Below are 17920 nucleotides of genomic sequence, written 5' to 3'. Positions count from 1 at the left end.
AGAGCGGTATTTTTTATTTTTCTATTTTCCAATTAATCATCGTTTCTGTAGCATTTACTCTCTTCATATGTAACTTTTCTAAAACACGCATCGAACTATAGTTATCTAGGAGTGTCTCTGCAATTATTGTTTCTACCTCTCCTGTTTTGAAAGCCCAATCGATTAGTTCTCTTACAGCTTCTGTTGCATAGCCCTGATTCCAATATTTCTCAATGAATCCATAGCCAATTTCTACTGTTTGATCCTCGTTTGGTTTCCCTTTAAACCCAATATCACCTAAAACGCTATCATCTTCTTTCCGAAGAACATACCACGCCCCCCATGGTAATAAAGTTGCATCTTGTTTTACATTCTTTACATGCCCTACAATATGCGGGCCGCTATTGTATCCTTGCTCATTAGCGACTTGAATCCTCTCTTCTGTACACGGCACTATATAGAGCCTTTCTGTTTCTAATTTCATTTTGATTTCCCCTTTTTGCTTAAACGTTACTCTAATTATAACAAATAATATGACTTTATCATGAATGTCGAATTATATTTTTCTGAATTTTCTTTTTATTTAGAGGGTTTTTCAATATTTTTTGCGAAACATTTGTATAACAATTTTTTCTTTGCTTATTGCTACATAATAGTAGGTTCGGGTGGAGTTTTGCAAGCGTTTCCTATACAGTAACCGATATTTTTTGACTTTTCCTAACAAAATATCTTGCAATATATTCAGAAAGTCATTACAATTGCCATATATTAAAAATCTTAGCAATATATAAATCCTCATCAATCCGATGAGGTAGAGGTTGCGACTTTTAAGAGTACGACGGACGAGACACAGAGAATGTCAGCTGACTCCGTTTGAAAGGAAAAGTTGCCGAAGTTTATATTTCTTCTCTGGAAATATGAGCTGGGGCTGTCTCCGAAAGGAACAGAACTGTCACGTTTACAAAATTACCGTGTAAACGTGGGGTGCTATCTTAACGGAAGGGTATGATGGGGTGGTTATTTGTGAAACGTTCCGCCAAATTCCTTTGGCGGTTTTTTGTATTTTTCTCCCCCGCTCCTTCCTAACCTACAAGAAAAGGAGTGTTGAACATGAATAGCGCAACAAATCAATCTACCTCTAAAACGCAAACTACACAAGGACAAGGTGAATTAAAACGCGGATTAAAATCGCGTCACCTTACGATGATTTCTCTCGGCGGTACAATTGGTACCGGACTATTTCTTGCCAGCGGTGGTGTCATCCATTCAGCTGGACCTGGTGGTGCATTAATTGCATACGCCGCAATTGGAATTATGGTTTACTTCTTAATGACAAGCTTAGCTGAACTCGCAGCTTACATGCCTGTTACTGGCTCTTTTAGCACGTACGCAACAAAATTTGTTGATCCATCACTTGGCTTTGCACTTGGATGGAACTATTGGTATAACTGGGCAATTACGATTGCTGCTGAACTAGCTGCTGTAACATTAATTATGAAATTTTGGTTCCCAGATACCCCTTCTCTTATTTGGAGCGGATTATGTTTAGCTATTATTTTCCTTTTAAACTATTTATCTGTTAAAGGGTTTGGTGAATCTGAATATTGGTTCGCACTTATTAAAGTAGTTACAATTATTATCTTTTTAATTGTCGGCTTTATGATGATTTTCGGAATTATGGGGGGCGAAACGGTTGGCTTCAAAAACTTCACTGTTGCAGATGCACCATTTAACGGCGGTATCATGGCAATTATCGGTGTGTTTATGGCAGCTGGTTTCTCATTCCAAGGGACTGAACTATTAGGAGTAGCTGCTGGTGAAACATCTGATCCAGAACGTAATATCCCAAAAGCAATTCGTTCAATCTTTTGGCGTATTCTTTTATTCTATATCCTTGCAATTCTCGTTATCGGTTTATTAATTCCTTATACAACTGAAAGTCTTGCTGCAAGTGATGTTACAGTAAGTCCGTTTACACTTATTTTTGAAAAAGCGGGCGTTGCCTTTGCTGCTTCTGTTATGAACGCTGTTATTTTAACTGCTGTACTATCTGCTGGTAACTCTGGTATGTATGCATCAACTCGTATGCTTTGGGATTTAGCTCGCCAAGGAAAAGCACCAAAGTTTCTTGGTAAATTAGATAGCCGCGGTGTACCTGTTAACGCGTTAATTGTAACGTCAATTGTTGGTAGTATTGCTTTCATTGCTTCTTTATTCGGTGACGGTGTTGTATACATTTGGTTATTAAACGCATCTGGAATGTCTGGTTTTATCGCATGGGTCGGAATTGCAATTAGTCATTACCGTTTCCGTAAAGCATATATCGCACAAGGAAAAGATTTAAATGACTTACCATATAGAGCAAAATGGTTCCCATTTGGTCCAATCTTCGCATTTACACTTTGTATCATCGTAATTTTAGGACAAAACTACGGCGCATTTATGGGTGAATCAATCGATTGGAATGGCGTACTCGTTTCTTACATCGGTTTACCACTCTTCTTAGTACTATGGTTAGGATATAAATTTACGAAAAAAACAAAAGTGATTCCACTTGATAAATGTGAACTAAAATAAAGTGAAACGAGCAAACAAATTTGTTTGCTCGTTTTTTGTTGCAAACCTCTTTACTTCCCTATTGCTCCTGTTTTTGCAATAATAAAGGAAATATAAATAAAGGTTGGGATACAATGAACATTCGCATTACTGATGAAGCAAAAGCAGCTATACATAGATTAGAACGTGAAGATAAAAAGATCGTTCGCATTAGAGGAACCATGACTAACTCTTGTAGTATTTTCGTTGATGTCGATTTAATTTGGGATACATATAACGCAGATGATGTTGTATATGAAGATGCAGAGCTTATCGTACAAATGGATTCATTCACGAAAGACTACACTGGTGATACGGTGAAACTTGATTATAAGACGACAGGTTTTAGTATTACGACTCCGAGTGAGACGTTAGTTTATGGATTGTCGATTAAAAAATAAAAATTGTTTTCATTTGACCACCGAGGTGAAAAAATGGGTAAATATGTTCCGTTAAAATTTTTATTTAACGAAGAATTAGCAGAAAAAATGGCTGATTCTATTTGTAAACACGATCCTACTTTCTCTAAAAGAAACTTTGTATCTTCCGTAACATGTAAAGTTGAAAATTTAGAGTTAAAGCAGCGTATTGAAGTAATAGCAGATGAATTACATAATGCATTACAAAAAGATTTTAATGAAGCAATACATATATTACTAAAAACATTAGGCCCAGAAAATACAACAGAAGTAGGCACGTTTACAAAGGGATATATGTACATGCCTCTTGCAAAATACGTTGAAAAATATGGACTTAACAACTTTGAAACCTCATTCAACGCCATGTATGAAATAACGAAAAGAAATACTGCTGAATATGCCATTCGGCCCTTTCTTGAAACATACCATGAAGATACACTAAACATATTACAACAGTGGATTCATGACGAAAACAGCCACATTAGGAGATTAATTTCTGAAGGTACAAGACCAAGGCTTCCTTGGGCTAAAAAAACAGGAGCTCTGAAAGGTGATTTTAAGAACAATTTACAACTTCTTGAACCATTAATGAATGACCCTTCTAAATATGTTCAAAAATCTGTAGCCAATCATATTAACGATATTACGAAAGAAGATAAAGAACTCGTTTTTCAATGGTTACAGCAATTACGTGATAAACAGCATCCTATTAATCCTTGGATTATAAAACATGGGTTAAGAACAGTTATTAAAAATGGTACTTTACCAAAAGATTTTTGTTTTTGAGTATATTAAACAAAAACGCTATCCTTTCCTATGATTCTAGAAAAAGAATAGCGTTTTTCTACTCGTCCAGTATTTAGTAGGTATAACTTTTTATATTTCAAAAGACTTTTCTCTCTAAAAATATTTTTCATACAAATTTTCACATTCTAAAAAATCTATAAATTTCTTATAATGTGTCACTGTTCTTTCTAAAGCAATCATTAAAACAAAAATAAAATAAATTGCTTGGATTCCATTCATATAATTAAAGAGTGATTCAAATATATATACAATACTTGCAATCATAGAACAAAACCATAAATAAAACTTCATTTTCAACTTTTTAATTTTTTGCTTAGTTGTCTTACAATACTGGCCATGAACTCTTATAAACAAATAAATTGCTGTATGTAAAATAATAATTGAAAATTGAAAACTTCGATTATCCTCCGAACTAAATTCAGAAAAATCTATTTCTAATGAATGTAATACTATCCAAATAGAAAATAAAGATAGCAGAAATACATATAAAAAACCAATTAATAATTCAAAAATAAAGAGCCAAGGTTTATTTATGATTGAGTAAAATGGATTTAGATATTTTATGGTTAATAAAAATTTTCTCACTAAATCAGTAATAATAATTGATGTATTAATTATATTCATATAGAAAAGTAATGTTATTGGAACTAATAACATTATAGTGATGCCCCAAACAGTAATCTTAATGCCTGATAAAAAGAAAACAGCTCCATAAATTATAACTGAAAAAATAAAAGTTGATATTGGAACAAACATTAAAAATGTAAAAGTTCTTATTAAGATTAAATCCCCTAAAAAATCTTTTATTATGGAAACGTGTATTTTTTCCTCCTTGTATTTTTTCACAGTATCAACTATTTCTTTCTCAGATAAAAGAAAACACTTCAATCTATTAAACATAAAAAAACCCCTTTATATTAAAAAGATTAAAATATATACCAAACTGTTATTAAAATTTCATAAAAATAATTGTAAATTTTGTATAAGCATTTTTTTCACTTTCAACTGTAATTAAGGCGTGATGTGCCTCTATAATAGCTTTGACAAGTGCCAATCCAATTCCGGTCGATCCGTGCTTTTTAGAACTACTTGATTTATAGAATCGTTCAAAAATATGAGGTAATTCTTCATCTGAAATTCCCTCTCCAAAGTCTTGGATTACTAGTTCTGTATAGATTGGAGAATTTTTGGCCTGAATCATTATTTTACCACCGGGTTTAGAATGTTCGATTGCATTCTTCAACAGGTTTAACAAAGCTTCCTGCATCCATAATTTGTCGTGAATAACGACTATTTCTCTTGGTGCATTCCAATCAATCAAAATATTTTTATCACTTATCATGCTTTGCAAGCGATTTAGTACTTCCTCAGTCGTATCTACTAAGTCCCCTGGCTCTTTATCAAACGAAATCGCTTTCGCATCAATTTTTGCTACTTTTAACAAATTCTGAATTAAGACATTCATTCTAGAAATCTGAATATCATTATTTTGTAGTAATTGAGCTTGTTGCTCTCGGGATAGTTTCTCATTTAACAACATTTCATTATAGATAGAAATAGTTGAAAGCGGCGTTTTTAACTGATGAGATATATCCTGCAACATTTCTCCTAAAAACCGTTTCTCTTCAAGCAAATCATGCATATTTTTTCTAATGATATCCCTCATTGAACGAAATGAAATCGCCAGTTTCGCGAAATCCCCCTCTTTATTTTCATTGATGACAACCGAGTAATCTCCCTCGATTATCTTTTTTGCAGCTCTAGTAAGCTGGCTAATCTTATTGAAAATAATTTTTTGTTGCATGTAGTTTGCAACAAAAAGTAAAAATCCAAAAGCAATCAATCCCCACATCATAAATTGATTGTGATTAATAATTAGATTATTTAAGTGAGGAAAAAATTTTGAATCCAAGTCTTCATATAATCCATATTGCTTTAGGATCTCTGTCCCTTTTTCCTGGTATTTACTTGAGTGAGACGAATGACTTGATAAGACTTTCATAATTTCCGCTTCATTTTCTGGATTCTGCTCTACCAACCTAGCTGTAATTTCCCCCCATGTTGCAATAGAGTCTCTTTTCAAATGATCATAAAATAATTGTTGAATAATAAATTGGTAAATCACAAATATAGATAAAAGGACGGCTAGTATCGTCATATAGCTTTTTAACTCGGTATTTTTCATTATCTTGCTCACCCAATCACGTCCTTGCTCCAACGATAACCATATCCTCTTTCGGTAACGATAAACTGTGGTTTTTGAGGATTGTCTTCAACTTTAGCTCTTAAACGCTTTATGTATACAGATAATGTGTTTTCATCAAAAAAAACATTTTCTCCTTCTGTTATTTGTTGTAGGAGTTCATCTCTTTTTAATGCTTTGTGAGAATTCTTCATGAAATTCAATAGCAGCTTGTATTCTAAATTCGTCAATGTAATACTTTCACAATTTTTATAAACCTTGACTAGGTTCGTATCGATTCTTATATTCTCAGATCTTAAAATTTGAGATGGCGTTTCTAGCGACGCTTGTTTACGTAATTGTACTTTCACTCTGGCCATGAGTTCCCTAACCCGAAAAGGTTTGGTTATATAATCATCACCGCCTATATCCAGCCCCATTACCACATTTGCTTCTTCATCTAGTGCAGTTAAGAAAATAATAATCGAATTCTCGTTTTTCTTTTTAAAATACAAACATAAGTCATAACCATTACCATCTGGTAGGCCGATATCAAGGATGGACAAATCAAATGTATTGTGAACAAACTGGTGTTTAGCTTCTTTTACACTGGACGCTCTAATCACCTCATAACCTTCATTTCTCAATGAAAATTCGATGGCTATGCCAAGAGCTTCATCATCTTCAACTAGTAATATTTTTTTATTCAAGTATGCCCTCTCCTTTTTCCCCTAGCTTATATTCCAATTACAATAGCCTGGCTATAATCTAGCCAGGCTTATAATATTATTGTTCTCTGATATTATCAATAATATTATCTTGTTGAATTTTTTTCAATGGATTTAAGACTGATAAATAACTAATTATTAAAGCTGAAACAAACGTAATGATACAAGCCTCATAGGGAATTGTCCATGTCATTTTCAACATATCAGATATAGCTAAATATATAATATAAGACAATATACAGCCAAAAAAGATTCCTTGTAAACTTCCAGAAAAACCGTAAATCAAAGCTTCATAGGTAATCATTTTTTTCAAATCCTTTTGTGACATACCAATGGATTTCAAAGCGGCCAATTCTTTTCGTCTAGTCATGATACTTATAGTTATAGTATTGAGGATATTAACGATACTAATTAAAGAAATGACTGTGATGAAACCATATGCAAGCACTTGTAAAGTAAGTTTTTCTTCTTTTTTTGTTTTATTTTCTTGATAATTATTTACGATTGTAATGGAATAGCTTTTTCCAATCGTGTTTTCTATTTCCTTTACTGTCGCGGAAGATTGAGTTACATCCTTTAATTTAGTTTCAAAGCTATTCTCCTTTTTTTCGTATACTTTAGATATATTTTCAAGTGATTTCAATTGATGCAAAACTTGTTCACTTTCAGCTAAATGATCTGGATTATTATCCACTATCTTAATTGTAATATCCGATTTAACAGATAACTTATCAAAAGGTTTAGATGCAAATGCAACACTCATTAAATACGAGAAAGTAATAAATAACACACTACTTATAATAATTGATAAGATTGTAATAGTATAGCGATTTTTATTTCGCTTAACATTTTTCATAGCCATGCTCAAAGGAATAGATAAAGGTTTTTTCACCATGGAATTCTTTTGTTTTTTGATTTGTTCCTTTTTAATTGACAACCTGCTACTAATCGCCAACAAAGGGGAGATTTTCCCTGCAAAATAAGCTGGGTACAAACTTGACGCTATTACAGAAAGCAAGGTAATAATCGAACTGATTAGTAAAATATTCCAATCGACATAAAATATTGAGACCGCTTTACTATTTTCCATTAAAAGTGAAAAAGTGAACTGCAGAGAGGCAAGTGCTATTAGGCTACATATAATTCCAATTGGTATAGCGATGACAGCCAGAAAAGTAGCTTCTCTCAGAACGATTTGTCTAATTTGCTTTCGTGTTGCACCAATGCTTCTCAACAAGCCAAACTGCCTCGTTCGTTCTACGACACTGATTTGAAAAGCGTTGTAAATCACAACAATTGTCGCTATCACAACAATGCTGATTGTAATAATTAGCGTAGCCATAATCGAATTATTGTAACCTGGTTTCTCTAATTGAATTAATTCATTACTTATATTAATATTATTCTCTCCGGAAATGGTCTTGAGTCCCTCTAAAACCTCATTAAAGTTTGCTTTTGAGCTAATTCCAACTAATATTTTTCCTTCACCAGCGCTAAACTTACTCTTATAGGTTAGTAACCGTCCCACCTTATTTTCCTGTGTATATGTACTATCACTTAGAAAACCAACCAATTTGTATTTTTTTTCATTTAATTCGAATGAATCACCTATTTGAATATTTTCTTTTATATAAGGTAATACCCAGGGATCAACAGCAACTTCTTGATCATTAGATGGCAATCTGCCCTTAATAATACTGTATTTTAAAAATTTCAAGGAGTTATCATCAGCAAAATTCATTTGTACAGCAGCCTCTCCAACTTGGACTGTTTCTCCCTGTGACATTAAACCAAATGATTCAATTTGCGGGTTATATTTAATTTTTTTCAATATCGATTCATCGTAATTTAATACAACGGCATGAAAAGAATACCCTTGCCTCTTTTTCGTATTCTCGATTTGAGAAATCTGAGTACCGTTCATAAATAGGCCGATTGTAGAAATTAACGAGACAGAGAGTACGATTCCTATCAAAGTTAAAATTGTTCGTTTCTTATTTCCCTTTAAGTATCTCCTGCTTAATTGTTTATAATTACCAATCAAGATTAGTTTCCTCCCGTCTTAGGCTTATTCGTGGATAGCCACTGATCGGAAATGATTTGGCCATCTTCAATTGTAATAATACGGTCAGAAGTTGATGCAATTTTTAAATCGTGAGTAATCAATACAATAGTTTGATTATATTTTTTTGCTGTCAATCTTAATAAATCCATGACTTCTTTTGTATTTTGAGTATCCAGATTTCCTGTAGGTTCATCAGCTAAGATTAAATGTGGGCGATTTATAAGTGCCCTCCCAATTGAAACCCGTTGTTGCTGACCCCCTGATAATTCAGATGGTAAATGATTTCGTCTTTCATGAAGTCCCAGAATTTCAATAATTTCGTCCATATAAGGATTATCTACAGGTTCATTATCTAGTAAAGTGGGCAAAGCTATATTCTCTTGCACATTCAATACAGGAATTAAATTAAAGAACTGAAATATAAAACCAACTTTTCTTCTTCTAAATATCGAAAGTTCATTATCTGAATAATTATAAATATTGTTCTCTCCAATAAATACTTGTCCTGAACTCGGACGGTCCAACCCTCCCAAAATATGCAACAATGTACTTTTACCTGAGCCAGAAGCTCCTACGATTGAAACAAATTCCCCTTGCTGTATAGAAAGATTTATGCCCTTCAAAGCATCTACCCTACTATTTCCTTCACCATAACTTTTGACTACATTTTCTATTCTTACGATTTCCATTTATATCACCTTATTTTCATTTTAATTTAGTCTTGTACCTCTACAAAGTTTATTTTATTCTGATTATTCGAAGAGAGCTTATCAATCTGTTGTAAAACTTTGTCTACTTCTTGTTTGTTTTTATAATCAAAATTACGTTTTTGAAATTGAATCAATTTCATTATTGACTCTGATTCAGAAATTGTATTATATTCTTGGTCGTTTAGAATAACAAGATTCATTGGAACATACCCAATCCAAATTTGCTGTTTAACATACTGGGCAGATACCATCTTACCGTTCAAATTCAACTGGTTATTTTCAAAATTATCAACCGTTGAATTATCACCCGCATAAGAAAATAATAGATTCTGATCACTAGATACTTTATTTTTATCTTTCACCCTCTCAGAAATAATAGATGCTGAATTTGGATCTTTTCTAGCTCTTAGAAGTCCCTTATTAAATAATTTTACCGCGGTAGAACTATTAATAACTGCATATTCTGTAGTGTTGATTTCAAATTCTTCATTTGTATCATTTTGTTTCTTATCTTCTTCTGATAATGGAATCCTTTTTGTTGTTGTGACGTACTTTACCTTATAGTCTATTGATTGTTTAGTGTCATCTTTAAACTCTTGTTTAACTTTTTCTACGTCAGTTGCAGTACCACTAACTAGAATCCCATCGACTGGTTGTCCTGGACCTTGCACATAACGTTTTACTCCTAATCCTATTCCTATAAAAATAGCAATAACAACCGTATAACTTATAATTTTTTTCATTAGAATACTCCTTTAGTAAATGATTTATATCTGGATTATAGATGAGTTTTTTTCATAAGTTAATGACTTCTATCTAACTATGTGACTTCTAATCTTACAATTTTGTAAGATTAGTATTCCCCATGCTCAACAAGCTAAATTTATATAATAATAATCTTATACGTTATTATTCTCTTTTTTATTGAAACGGGTCAAATCACAGGCAATAATCCGACCTATAATGATTAATGTTACAGATAATAACTTAAGGCCCGTCTTATATATAATCTAAATCTTTAAAATAAACAAAGGATATTACTCCTAATACAGCACCAACTATCCCTAGCATCAAACCCTTATACTTTTGTATAAACATCTTATTCCTCTTTTCGTACAAATAAATTATTCCATATATAACAATGCTAAATTATGGAATGTTTCCAAAGAATTAAAACATTTTTATATTCAGTTTATATGTCTACTTCTTTACTTATCCCATAGATAAGTAAATCCAAAGGGATACAAAAACGTCACTTCTTTTATAAACAGTACGACTTTATTGTTACTTAATAGTAGTGAGAAATATCACATATCTCATAAAAGGGCTGGGCGGAAATTTAAGTTTACTAAATACCTTTTCTAAAGTTTGAGTGCACCCTTTTTCTGTACACTCCATCCAATCTTTCATCAAACAACTACCTTCTCCTATAATTTCAAAGGATTTCCACTCGATTATCCCGAATATATAAATTACTATTCTCACAAGGAGCAAATTTATATGAATCTATTCGAACACGAAACGTAAAACTGTTCCCCTTTCATAAGAGGTCCTCCTTTTTTCTTTTCTCACCATATCATTTACTTACAAAATAGGAGGATACAATTATGAAACGTGATCCATTATTTTTAACTTTATTAGAAAGTGCTAATACAAACTTTAGCGGTTGGGATTTTTCTTTTATTTCAGAAACGGGTCGAATGAAGAGCGAGCCTTTATCGTGGTCGTACGGCAGTACTGCTTTCCAGCTTATGCAACGCGCTAAATCAATGCTAGATATGGGAACTGGCGGCGGAGAATTTTTATCTATGTTACAACCGTTCCCGTCAACTATTTATGCTACTGAGGGCTACGCTCCAAACGTGCCAATTGCTCGAAAGAAATTAGAGCCTTTAGGGGTTACTGTTGTAGAGGTGAACGATGATACTGCATTGCCATTTCAAGATGGTCAGTTTAATCTAATCCTAAACCAACATGAATCATATGCTGCTTCTGAAGTAAAAAGAATTCTTTCTCCAAATGGAACATTTCTTACACAACAAGTTGGCGGTCTCGATTGTGCGGAACTTAATGACCAATTTGACACACCACTAAATAGTGAATTTGCAAGTTGGTCGCTTGAAGCGGCATGTAATGAACTACAGGAAAACGGATTTACTATCTTAGAAGCAAAAGAAGAATTCCCTTTCCAACGATTTTATGATATTGGCGCTATCGTCTATTATTTAAAAGCAATTCCATGGCAAATTTCTGATTTTACTGTCAAAAGGTATTATGAGGAATTATATCGTATACATGAAATCATCTTACAAAAAGATTATTTTGATGTGAAGCAACATCGGTTTATCATTAAGGCGATTCGTGACTAACGGAAAGGAGGTGGCAAAGCCACCTCTTTTTTGTTCCGTTTACGTATGTTCTCTACTCTTTCACCATAAGAAAAGTTATATCATACATATTACAATTATGACCAATGAATTGTATTTCTGAAGCATATAATCACTTCGCATATATAATGAGAACAAAAACGTGATTTTTCACTTTCCTCTTCTATTGAGAAATGAGTTGTTTTTCATATCGCTTGTTCGCATCATCTTCTGTCAAACATGCAGTTGTGTAATTAATAATATTCCGGTTATCGTACGTGAATATATGTTTTAACTTATTTTCTTCTGTTAATACTGTCGGTAAGTATTTTGGTAAATTGCTAACTACTCCTCTATTATTACCATCTAATATCCAATCAATTTCTTTCCATTCTAATAACCCTTCAGCCGTACGTAATGGTGTGTTCATTTGCATTCCATCTGGCAAATCAGCAACGAACACATACATTCCTTCACTAGCCTGGGGCTCATCTTTACCTTTAAAACCAACAGTCCCTTTATACGTTACACTTGAAAGTTCTATGCCCGTTTCCTCAAACGTTTCTCTAATTATTCCTTCGTATGGCGTTTCATTCTCTTCTATTTTTCCTCCAACACCATTCCACATCCCCATATTCGGCTTTTTATTTCTATTTAATAGCAGTATTTTATCGCTTTTTCTAATAAAGCAAATTGTGTATTTGTACATACGATCATTTCCTTTCATTTTCCACATGAGTTATTTGGCTTATTTTCAAGTAAAAACACTCGCCTTACAATTCCTTACTACATAATATATAGTACAACTTTCATGCGTAAACACGTTACGTCAAACGAGAGAAGTCTTTTTAGAAAGGAGAATTTAAAATCGATACTATAAGCAATGAATTTCTAAAACAATATTACGACAGCCTTGTGTGGTTAAAAGATACACATTGGTTTGGAGTTCCAATCTGTAAACTTCCCTCTGATCTCTTTTTGTATCAAGAAATCATTTATGAATTAAAGCCCGATTTAATTATCGAATGCGGGACTTTTCACGGTGGTAGTGCACTGTATTTAGCTTCTATGTTAGATTTAATTGGAAAAGGTCACGTACTTACTATCGATATAACTCCGCAGCCAAATCGGCCATCACATAATCGGATTACGTATTTAACAACATCTTCTGTTTCTGTGCAGGCCATCCAAACAATAGTAAGTATGCGCAAACCTGATGATGTGATTTTAGTTATTTTAGATTCTGATCATAGTAAAGAGCATGTATCCAAAGAACTCTTACTATATAAATCTATCGTCACTACTGGCAGTTATATAATTGTAGAAGATACCTCCATTAATGGAAATCCGCTTCTTCCCGATTGGGGTCCTGGCCCGATGGAAGCTGTGGAAGAGTTTTTAACTAAAAACAATAACTTCATAATCGACGAGTCTAAACATAAATTTTTCATATCATTTAATCCAAAAGGTTTTTTAAAGAAAATAAAGTAAAACTTTAATAAGTGGGGTTTTGCTCATCCCCCACTTATTCTATCATTTTCATTTTTGAAAAAGGATAATATACAAATTCCACCTTGCCAATTATGTTATCTTCTTCAATATATCCTAAGCCATTGCGACTATCTCTACTTACTTCGCGGTTATCTCCCATTACAAATAACTTATTTGGCGGAATTTTTGTCTTTTGAAAGTTATAAAACACTTGTGTGTTGTTAAATAAATCTTTGTTCGTATATGGTTCTTCTTGCTTTTTATCGTTCACATATACCTTTCCGTTCGTTATGTTAATTACATCACCCGGAAGCCCTATTACACGTTTCACATAATATTTCGATTCATCCGCTTCCTTTATAATGACAATTTCTCCGTGTTGTAAATTAGAAAGACGTACTACCGCTTTATTTACAAATACGTAATCTTCTTCATATAAAGTCGGCTGCATCGATTCCCCTTCCACTTTACATAAAGTAAAAGAATGGTAGCCTATTACCATCACCAATATAAATAGTATGTACTTTCCCCAGCCTCTCTTAATTTCCTTTTTCATATCCATTCCCACCTTATAAAGCGCTTTTTAACTCAAAAAATATATCACTGCACAATATGTTTCCATGCAGTGATACTATTTTTACTGTGCCTTGTTCGGTTGTTCTACTGGAATTGAATTTGTATTTGATCTATTTGTTTTTAATTCAAAATACGCATCCAAAATCTCTTTACCAATCGCAGAATTAATTCCTGATTTATCATCATTCACCCATGGTACAACAACTGAAAAAGCTACTTCCGGATCCGCATCATATGGTGCATAACCGGCAAGAGTTAAATTATAACATTTTTTTCGGTTGTTGTTCTCATCTCTTCCAATATCACTTTCTCCACCATATACTGTCTCAGCTGTTCCTGTTTTTCCCGCTGGTTTATATGGTAGACCTTTAAACGTTCCGGTACCTGTTCCGTCAGCTTCTTGAAAAACTCTTCTAAATCCTTCTTTTACATGATTAATGTACGAAGTGTCCATATCCACTCGATTTAATACAACTGGTTCAATCGACCGAACGACTTTTCCTACATCCTCTGGTCTATTCGGTTGCTCTCTAACTTCTTGTACAATTTGTGGTTTCATTCGGTAACCGCCATTTGCAATTGTGGAAATATATTGCGCAAGCTGAAGCGGCGTATATGTATCATACTGTCCAATCGCGTAATCAAGTAAAAATCCGGGTATGTTATCAGTTCTACCTACTTGACCAATTGATTCATTTGGCAGGTCAATACCAGTCGACACACCTAGGCCAAATTGTCTAAAATAGTAGCGCATTTTATTAAATGTTTCTTGTTTAATGTCTAGTGGATTGTTTGGGACATAATTAATGCCTGCCATTTTTAAAGCCGTATTAAACATATAAACGTTCGATGACACTTGCAAAGCTCTTAAATCATCAATATCCCCAAATTCTTTCCACGATTTCTTCGGCTTAGAACTTCCTTTAAAATACATTGGTGCATCAAAGAAATGTGTATACGGCTTAATCGCTTCTGTTTGATATCCAGTTAATAAAGTAGCCCCTTTTACAGTTGACCCTAACTCATAAGAACTTGTCATCGTTCCTAATGCATAATCTTCTATTTGCATACCGCCATCTTTATTTACAATTTTCTTTCCTGCCATTGATAAAATTTGACCGTTTTTCGGATTCATCATTACTACGAACGCACGATCCATCATCGGCTCTGCAGCATGAAAGGCTCGTAAATTCTTTTCAAGGCTTCCCTCTACTCTTTTCTGTAAATCCATATCGACTGTTAACATCAAGTTATTTCCACTTTTTCCTTCAGTCACTTTTTCTGTTCGAACAATCTTCCCTGTTTTATCCATAATATTTTTAGACTGTTCTTTCGTTCCGTGTAGTGCATCTTCGTATTGTTTTTCGATGTAACTTTTACCAATACGGTCGTTTCGATTATAATCACGAACTAAATAATAATCTAATTGTTCTCTTGGCAACCCTTCATTTTCATTAGAAACGCTACCTAGTATAGAGCGCAGTATTTTATCATTTGGGTATTCACGTTCCCAATCTACTGTTGTATCTACCCCCGGTAAACTTGCCAACCTTTCACTAACGACAGCATATTCATTTTGACTTACATCTTTTTTAACGATTTGCGGCGTCATTTTATATCCCGCATTCATTTTGCTTTTAATTACTAATACTTCTATATCTTCCTTTGAAAGCTCATTTAATTCTTCTTGCGTAATTCTTTCCCGGCGCAGTTCTTCTACTTTTTTATCTAACTCTTTTCCTTCTATTTCTTGCTTTCTAAATTTACTCTCATCTTCTTTCGTTACTTTCGCCGCTGCCCGCTTTTCATTTAACTGCATCCAAAAATCTTTCTTATCTGTCTCTGTTAACTTATCCATGTCCTCTTGCGACATTTCAATTAGCTTAGCTAAATCTCTTGCTACTTGTAAAACTTCTTTCGAGTCTACTCCTCTCATTTTCGTATATGTAACGGTTCGTAATGGTTTATTATTTACAATAACGTGACCTTGCCGATCAAACATTTTCCCTCTAGGAACGGGAGTGCTTACCGTTACATCTTCCTTTTTATTTACTTCATTTCTATACGTTTCTCCATCAATGATTTGTACTTTACCTAATTGAATTATAATAGCTGAAAATAAAAGAAAGACAATAAAAAATAGTACATTTAACCGAAATGGAATATGAGTCTTTTTCTTTTTCGATTGTTTTTTCTGCTCCTTTTTCTGTCTCATTTCGCTCCCTCGCTTCATTCTATTAACATTTCTACGCAAAATCATTATGTATCAAATTTATTTATATGATATATATAGAATTTTATATTAATTATAAAAGAAATAAAAGATTTAATTTTCAGTTTCTTTGTTTTTATATCCTATTTATTACCATTCCCTTAATGCACAATAACATGAATATTATTCTAAAAGAAAAATGGGGCAAATTGATTTTTATAAATTATAGAGATGTTGTTACTACATTATCAAAATGTTTTCATATGGCTTAAAACAGTGATTACTCAAATAAAAAACTGAGGCAGATACCTCAGTTTTTTCGATAACTTATTTCATTGAAGATAACCCTTCAACAAACTCACCAATCTTATTTTGAAAAACAAAATCAAAGTTATATTCCTGTCCTGTTAACTCTTCATTTACTAAAATAGTTGTTGCTCCTACTTCCCTCTTTGCGATTTCCGGGAATGAAGCGACAGGTTGTACTTTTAATGACGTTCCCATAACGATAAGCACATCTGTTTCATATAAACGCTTGATAGCATTTTGATATTGCGGCAATGTATCTCCGTATAAAACAACATCTGGATTTAAAATGAAATTACACTTCTCACAACGCGGTACTTCATGATCAATCATAAACTGTAAATCATAGCCTGATTTACATTTTGGACAATGTGCTGTTTGAAGTGTTCCATGTAAATCAATGACATGCTTACTGCCACCTAATTGATGTAAACCGTCAATATTTTGCGTTAAAATCGTAATATCTTTCCCTTGTTCTTCTAGCTCAGCTAAAAAGCGATGGCCACGATTTGGTTTATATTGATGGAACGTATTAATTTGAAAGATTTCTTTATAATGCTTCCAAAATTCTTTCGGACTTCGGTTATAGTACCCTCTTGATAAGTACATCTCCACATTCGCATCAGCATACAATCCATTTGCTGAACGAAAATCTGGAATACCACTTTCCGTACTTGCACCAGCGCCTGTTAATACTGTAATTTTCTTCGCTTTTTCTAAAATTGAACGTACTTCTTCAAATTGTTGCACAAAAATCACCTCTATGTATTTTCCTATTCTTATTATACCAGTTGTTTACAGGAGGTGTTGTACAATTCATTTTACTTAATGCGTTGCGCCACCAACCTCTACAATATCCACCTCAACGGTCGTCGTTACTTCAACTGCCAACTCTATCCCTTTACGAATAGTAGAAAGTGACATACTCGGTTGCCCTGGATAATTACTCGCTTGTTCTGGTAAAAACGGAATATGAATGAATCCGCCTTTTATTTTCTTATCATGTTTCTCTAGTTCATGCATAAGTCCATAGAATAAGTGATTACAAACGAATGTGCCTGCCGTCTGTGAAACAGATGACGGTATACCCTCTTCGCGAAGTTTTTTTACGATTGCTTTCATCGGAAGTGTAGACCAATACGCAATCGCTCCTTCTTCTACAACCGGTACATCTACCGGCTGATTCCCTTCATTGTCAGCGATTCTTGCATCATCAATATTAATTGCGATACGTTCTATCGTAATATCTGGTCTGCCCCCAGCTTGTCCAATGCATATAATAATTTCCGGCGCTAGTTCTTCTATATACTCTTTTAATACGCTTATTGATTTATGAAATACAGTTGGTACTTGTTTGCTTATTATCTTGTATTCTCCAATTGTTTTTTCATGCAAACCTTTTGCTACTTCCCAAGCTGGATTGATATTTTCTCCGCCGAACGGATCAAACCCTGTTAATAATACTGTTTTCATAGTTTTATCCT

The 17920-nt window shown here is 33.4% G+C and carries 17 protein-coding genes and 1 riboswitch; of the genes, 5 read left to right on the top strand and 12 right to left on the bottom strand.

From position 1 onward, the window contains the following. Positions 1-13: 13 nt before the first annotated feature. Positions 14-463, bottom strand: coding sequence for a GNAT family N-acetyltransferase (locus MKY38_RS07130; protein ID WP_114555950.1), 450 nt, complete (start codon positions 461-463; stop codon positions 14-16). A 320-nt stretch (positions 464-783) separates the two neighbouring features. Then, positions 784-977: riboswitch (Lysine riboswitch) on the top strand. Between the two features lie 112 nt (positions 978-1089). Between MKY38_RS07130 and MKY38_RS07125 the strand changes: the two genes are divergently transcribed. From MKY38_RS07125 to MKY38_RS07115, 3 genes are all read left to right on the top strand, one after another. Next, a complete protein-coding gene (locus MKY38_RS07125; RefSeq protein ID WP_001083386.1) occupies positions 1090-2556 on the top strand; it encodes an amino acid permease in 1467 nt (488 codons plus the stop codon). Between the two features lie 113 nt (positions 2557-2669). After that, positions 2670-2975, top strand: a complete 306-nt coding sequence (locus tag MKY38_RS07120) for an iron-sulfur cluster biosynthesis family protein (protein WP_065224595.1) — start codon at positions 2670-2672, stop codon at positions 2973-2975. A 33-nt stretch (positions 2976-3008) separates the two neighbouring features. After that, entirely contained in the window at positions 3009-3779 is a 771-nt protein-coding gene (locus MKY38_RS07115; RefSeq protein WP_065224596.1) for a DNA alkylation repair protein, read from the top strand. 114 nt (positions 3780-3893) lie between these two features. Here the strand turns inward: MKY38_RS07115 and MKY38_RS07110 are convergent, their stop codons facing one another. The 6 genes from MKY38_RS07110 to MKY38_RS07085 all read right to left on the bottom strand — a co-directional run bounded on the left by MKY38_RS07110 (position 3894) and on the right by MKY38_RS07085 (position 10228). Beyond that, positions 3894-4700 (bottom strand): hypothetical protein, encoded by an 807-nt coding sequence (locus tag MKY38_RS07110; RefSeq protein ID WP_070179884.1) that lies wholly within the window; start codon positions 4698-4700, stop codon positions 3894-3896. A gap of 49 nt (positions 4701-4749) precedes the next feature. Next, positions 4750-5985 (bottom strand): HAMP domain-containing sensor histidine kinase, encoded by a 1236-nt coding sequence (locus tag MKY38_RS07105; protein WP_065224598.1) that lies wholly within the window; start codon positions 5983-5985, stop codon positions 4750-4752. 8 nt (positions 5986-5993) lie between these two features. Further along, entirely contained in the window at positions 5994-6692 is a 699-nt protein-coding gene (locus MKY38_RS07100; RefSeq protein ID WP_001035094.1) for a response regulator transcription factor, read from the bottom strand. A 76-nt stretch (positions 6693-6768) separates the two neighbouring features. Further along, positions 6769-8754 carry an ABC transporter permease gene (locus MKY38_RS07095; RefSeq protein WP_065224599.1) on the bottom strand — a complete coding sequence of 662 codons (1986 nt, stop codon included), beginning with the start codon at positions 8752-8754 and terminating at the stop codon, positions 6769-6771. Positions 8755-8756: 2 nt separating this feature from the next. Then, positions 8757-9464 carry an ABC transporter ATP-binding protein gene (locus MKY38_RS07090; protein WP_000407086.1) on the bottom strand — a complete coding sequence of 236 codons (708 nt, stop codon included), beginning with the start codon at positions 9462-9464 and terminating at the stop codon, positions 8757-8759. A 26-nt stretch (positions 9465-9490) separates the two neighbouring features. Continuing rightward, on the bottom strand, positions 9491-10228 hold the full coding sequence (locus MKY38_RS07085) for a lipoprotein BA_5634 family protein (RefSeq protein WP_046392843.1): 738 nt from the start codon (positions 10226-10228) through the stop codon (positions 9491-9493). A gap of 864 nt (positions 10229-11092) precedes the next feature. On the opposite strand from MKY38_RS07085, the gene MKY38_RS07075 reads away from it, so the two are divergent. Beyond that, on the top strand, positions 11093-11854 hold the full coding sequence (locus MKY38_RS07075; protein ID WP_341048516.1) for a class I SAM-dependent methyltransferase: 762 nt from the start codon (positions 11093-11095) through the stop codon (positions 11852-11854). A gap of 181 nt (positions 11855-12035) precedes the next feature. Here the strand turns inward: MKY38_RS07075 and MKY38_RS07070 are convergent, their stop codons facing one another. After that, positions 12036-12578, bottom strand: a complete 543-nt coding sequence (locus MKY38_RS07070; protein ID WP_251199672.1) for an NUDIX hydrolase — start codon at positions 12576-12578, stop codon at positions 12036-12038. A 140-nt stretch (positions 12579-12718) separates the two neighbouring features. On the opposite strand from MKY38_RS07070, the gene MKY38_RS07065 reads away from it, so the two are divergent. Then, positions 12719-13342 carry a cephalosporin hydroxylase family protein gene (locus MKY38_RS07065; protein WP_277543272.1) on the top strand — a complete coding sequence of 208 codons (624 nt, stop codon included), beginning with the start codon at positions 12719-12721 and terminating at the stop codon, positions 13340-13342. Positions 13343-13376: 34 nt separating this feature from the next. Here the strand turns inward: MKY38_RS07065 and lepB are convergent, their stop codons facing one another. The 4 genes from lepB to pcp all read right to left on the bottom strand — a co-directional run bounded on the left by lepB (position 13377) and on the right by pcp (position 17909). Beyond that, a complete protein-coding gene (lepB, locus tag MKY38_RS07060; protein ID WP_016122761.1) occupies positions 13377-13898 on the bottom strand; it encodes a signal peptidase I in 522 nt (173 codons plus the stop codon). A gap of 81 nt (positions 13899-13979) precedes the next feature. After that, positions 13980-16133, bottom strand: a complete 2154-nt coding sequence (locus MKY38_RS07055) for a peptidoglycan D,D-transpeptidase FtsI family protein (RefSeq protein ID WP_137050096.1) — start codon at positions 16131-16133, stop codon at positions 13980-13982. A 324-nt stretch (positions 16134-16457) separates the two neighbouring features. Continuing rightward, complete coding sequence (locus MKY38_RS07050) at positions 16458-17186, bottom strand: NAD-dependent protein deacylase (RefSeq protein WP_114555948.1); 729 nt, start codon at positions 17184-17186, stop codon at positions 16458-16460. Between the two features lie 75 nt (positions 17187-17261). Further along, entirely contained in the window at positions 17262-17909 is a 648-nt protein-coding gene (gene pcp, locus MKY38_RS07045; RefSeq protein WP_078384907.1) for a pyroglutamyl-peptidase I, read from the bottom strand. Positions 17910-17920: the final 11 nt, after the last annotated feature.

Source organism: Bacillus sp. FSL R5-0585 (assembly GCF_038004545.1).
In the GTDB taxonomy this organism is placed as follows: Bacteria; Bacillota; Bacilli; order Bacillales; family Bacillaceae_G; genus Bacillus_A; species Bacillus_A cereus.
This window is presented reverse-complemented; position numbering and strand designations above follow the sequence as displayed.